This is a genomic window from Kitasatospora sp. NPDC003701 (assembly GCF_053587085.1).
Genome location: NZ_JBSFNM010000147.1, coordinates 1 through 4207, shown reverse-complemented (window position 1 = coordinate 4207; position 4207 = coordinate 1). Strand labels below are relative to the sequence as shown.

At 72.0% G+C, this 4207-nt stretch carries 3 protein-coding genes; 1 reads left to right on the top strand and 2 read right to left on the bottom strand.

Translation table 11 applies throughout. The features are described from left to right. Nucleotides 1–486: 486 nt before the first annotated feature. Complete coding sequence (gene tyrS / locus ACWDRR_RS44150; RefSeq protein ID WP_449777997.1) at nucleotides 487–1755, bottom strand: tyrosine--tRNA ligase; 1269 nt, start codon at nucleotides 1753–1755, stop codon at nucleotides 487–489. A gap of 361 nt (nucleotides 1756–2116) precedes the next feature. On the opposite strand from tyrS, the gene ACWDRR_RS44145 reads away from it, so the two are divergent. Then, complete coding sequence (locus tag ACWDRR_RS44145; protein ID WP_449777996.1) at nucleotides 2117–2641, top strand: HNH endonuclease; 525 nt, start codon at nucleotides 2117–2119, stop codon at nucleotides 2639–2641. A 68-nt stretch (nucleotides 2642–2709) separates the two neighbouring features. On the opposite strand, the gene ACWDRR_RS44140 is transcribed toward ACWDRR_RS44145, so the two are convergent. After that, on the bottom strand, nucleotides 2710–4207 hold a 1498-nt coding region (locus ACWDRR_RS44140; RefSeq protein ID WP_449777995.1), incomplete at its 5' end, for an outer membrane protein assembly factor BamB family protein.

Below are 4207 nucleotides of genomic sequence, written 5' to 3'. Positions count from 1 at the left end.
GGATGTCAACATATCTGGCGTTGACTTTTGGCACGCTGTTGAGTTCTCAAGGAACGGACACTTCCTTCGGACCGCCTTCCAGCGGGCCCTCCGGGTGTTTCGTTCTTTCGTGTTTCCAGCTTACCAGATGTTTTCCGCTCCGTTTTCCGGAGTTTCATTCATCCGACCCTTGCTGGCCAGGTCCGCTTTTCTGCGGCGACCTCCACATTAGCTTATTTCGGGACTGGCCCGAAATTCCCCGCTCCCACCGTTCGACGAAAACGCCGAGCGACCCAAGTTAATGGGCTTCGAGTGAGAGTAGGACTTGCCGATTGCGATGGCCGCTCGGCCGGCTTGCGGCGACCTCTCGGCCTGCCGTGCACCCGCCCGCTTCAGCGACTCGTCCAACACTAGGCCAGTCGGACGAGCACGTCAAACACCAGAGGGCCGGATCTGTCCAGATCCGGCCCTCGATGCTCAAAACCGCAGGTCAGCGGCGGTGCGTTTTCAGCCGGCCGAAACCAGCTCGACGGCGGCCAGGTTGCGCTTCCCGCGACGCAGGACGAGCCACCGGCCGTGCAGCAGGTCGGCCTCGGTAGGCACCGCCTCCTCGTCCGTCACCTTGACGTTGTTGAGGTAGGCGCCGCCCTCCTTGATCGTCCGACGGGCGGCCGAACGGCTGGGCGCCAGGCCGACGGCGACCAACAGGTCGACCACCGGCTGGAGTTCGGCCACCTCGGCCTTCGGGACCTCGGCCAGCGCGGCGGCCAGGGTCGGCACCTCCAGGTCGGCGAGGTCGCCCTGTCCGAACAGCGCCTTGGACGCGGCGACCGCGCGGTCGTACTGCTCGGCGCCGTGCACCAGGGTGGTCAGTTCCTCGGCGAGCGCGCGCTGGGCGAGCCGGGCGGCCGGGCGCTCGGTGGTCTCGCGCTCCAGCTCCTCGATCTCCTCCTTCGAGCGGAAGCTGAAGATCCGCAGGAAGGTGGGGACGTCCCGGTCGTCCGCGTTCAGCCAGAACTGGTAGAAGGCGTACGGGGTGGTGAGCTCGGGGTCGAGCCAGACCGTGCCCGACTCCGTCTTTCCGAACTTGGTGCCGTCGGCCTTGACGATCAGCGGGGTGGCCAGTGCGTGCACGGACTTCGCCTCGGCCTTGCGGATGAGGTCCGTGCCGGCGGTGAGGTTGCCCCACTGGTCGCTGCCACCGGTCTGCAGGGTGCAGCCGTAGCGGCGGTTCAGCTCCAGGTAGTCCATGCCCTGGAGGATCTGGTAGCTGAACTCGGTGTAGCTGATGCCCGCGTCGGAGTTGAGCCGCCGGGCGACGGCCTCCTTGGCGATCATGTTGTTGACGCGGAAGTACTTGCCCACGTCGCGCAGCAGGCTGATGGCAGACATCCCGGAGGTCCAGTCCAGGTTGTTGACCATGCGCGCCGCGTACGGGCCGTCGAAGTCGAGGAAGCGCGAGATCTGGCCACGCAGGCGGTCGACCCAGGCGGCCACCGTCTCGGGGTCGTTGAGGACGCGCTCGGCGGTCGGCTTGGGGTCACCGATCAGGCCGGTGGCGCCGCCGACCAGGCCCAGCGGGAGGTTCCCCGCCTGCTGGATGCGGCGCATGGTCAGGATCTGCACCAGGTTCCCGAGGTGCAGGCTGGGGGCCGTCGGGTCGAAGCCGCAATAGAACGTGACCGGGCCGTCCGCGAACGCCTTGCGCAGTGCGTCCTCGTCGGTGGACAGGGCGATCAGCCCACGCCACCGCAGCTCGTCGACGATGTCCGTCACGGTCACGCTTCTCCTTCGATCGGGCGTCCGCCCGGTGCGGACCCGGTTCGGTCGGGCCCCGGTGCGGAACGGCTCCAGCGTGGTAGAGCCTACGCGGTCGGGGCCAGCGGGTTTGCGCCGAGGCATCCGACCGGGCGCCCTCCCGCGGGCCCGCCGAGGGACGGAGAGGCGCCCGCCGAAGGGCGGCGGGGCGCCGGCCGGGAGCGCCGGCCTCCCCCGCCCCACCCCTCGCCTCCACCGGAAATTCCGTTGTTCGTCGGCCCGGGGCCCCTTCAGAGTGGTCCCACCGCCGTGCGGCGGCAGTGACGTGTGTGGAGACGGTCGTGCCGCCGTGGCACGCCCGGGGAAAGGGTGTGCCGAGGTGCGCAACACGCTGGTTCTGAACGCGAGCTACGAGCCCCTGACGACGGTGTCGCTGCAGCGCGCCGTGGTCCTGGTGCTCCAGGACAAGGCCGTCGTCGAGCAGGCCCACCCGCTGCGGAGCATCCGCGGTACCGGGGTCTCCGTTCCGGTGCCCCGGGTGATCAGACTGCAGCGCTACGTACGGGTGCCGTTCCGACAACAGGCGCCGTGGTCCCGCCGCGGTGTGCTGGTCCGGGACCAGCACCTGTGCGCCTACTGCGGGCGCCGGGCCACCACCGTGGACCACCTGCAGCCACGGTCGCGCGGTGGGGCGGACAGCTGGCTGAACACGGTGGCCGCCTGTGCCGAGGACAACCAGCGCAAGGCCGACCGGACACCTGAGCAGGCCGGGATGAAGCTGCTGCGCAAGCCGTTCGTGCCGACGCCGCAGGCCACCCTGATGATGGCGCTGGGCCTGCGCGGCTCGGACCTCCGGGACCTGGCCGACTGGCTGCCGGCCGCGGTGGCGCCCGCCGCCGCGTAGCCACGGGGCCGACGGCCGGGCCCGCGCTCGGCAGTGCGGGCGAGAGCCGAAGCGGCCGGGGGCGGGCCTCAGTCCTTCGCCCGGTACCCGGCCGCTATCCCGAAGTTGGCCGAGTGCTCGGGGACCGCGACGACCCGGCCGCCGCCGATCAGCACCCGGCCGGAGATCAACAGCGAGCCGGTGCCCTGCGGGAAGTTGCCGCCGACCGTCTCCTGGCCGCCGGCCAGGGCGAAGCGGCTGAGGTGGGCGGGCTGTTCGAGGCGTTCGTCGGCGGCGAGCACCAGCGCGCCGCCGTCGACGCCGACCGCCCGGACGTCGCCCTTCTCGGCGGCGGCCGCCTTCCAGCGCTGCTTGCCGCTGTCCAGGTCGTAGCCGACGACGGAGACCGCGCCGCCGGCGTTCGCCGGAGCCAGCGTGGTGACCATCGTCCGCTCGTGGAAGAAGACGCCGGGCGTGGCCGAAAACGTACCGCGGGCGGCGTCCAGCCTGCCGTCGCCGGCGGCGACCGGTATCTCGGCGGCCGGATCGCCGGCCGGGCCCCAGGCGAACACCCTGTCGTCCTGGGGCTTCTCCCCGGTGGTCAGGACGACGGACGGTTCGGCGGAGAGCACCGTCACCGTCTTCGGCTGGTTGTTCAGGCCCCGCCACCAGCTCACCTTGCCGTCGGCGGTGTTCAGCGAGACGGCCTGGTCGACGGGGGTGGAGTCGGCACAGGAGCTCGCCACCATGACGGTCTTGCCGGTGACCCCGCCGGAGAGGGTGCAGAACTTGCCCTGCCCGGTGTACTGCCAGACGTCCTTGCCGTCGACGGACTCCCAGGCGACCACGTGGTCGTCGCCGACGGCGATCACCTTGTCCTCGGTGACGCCGACGCGCGCGGTGTAGCCGCCCTTCGCGTCGGAGAGCGGCTTGCTCCAGAGCGTCCGGCCGGTCTTGGTGTCGACCGCGGCCACCAGCGTGCACGGGCTCTTCGGGTCGGGCTGGCCGCGGAACAGCACGGCGCCCAGGCCGGCCTCGTTGACGCCGGCCGAGAGCCCGCAGGGAGCGGCTCCGGGCGTGGGCGGCTCGACCGACCAGGTCGGCTTGCCGGCCGCCAGGTCGTAGGCGTGGACGCCGGTGGCGTCGGCGCGCACCACCGCGTCGGCCAGCAGCCAGCTGCCGACCAGGGTGTCGTCGACGCCCGCCTGGAGCGCGGCGGCGGGCCGGGCCGACCAGATCTTGGCATGGGCGACGGTGAAGCCGGGTTCGCCGCCGGCGCCCTTGGCGGAGGCGTCGCCGCCGTCCTGGGCGGCGACCATCAGCGCGGCCGCCACCAGCACGCCGAGCGCCGCGACCCCGGCACCGGTCCGGACCGCCAGGGCCCGCCGGCCGGGGGCGTGGTCGGCGGAGACCACCGCATCGGCGGCGGCGCGGGCCTTGGCCCCGAGGCCGGCCCGCGCGCCACCGCCCGCCGTCCCGTCCTCGGCCGCGCCCGCACGGCCGCCGCCCCGCCGCCCGGCCTCGGCGGACTGCTGCTCTCCAAGGACCCGTACGAGGCCGTCACCATCGCCGAACTGCTCGCCGCCG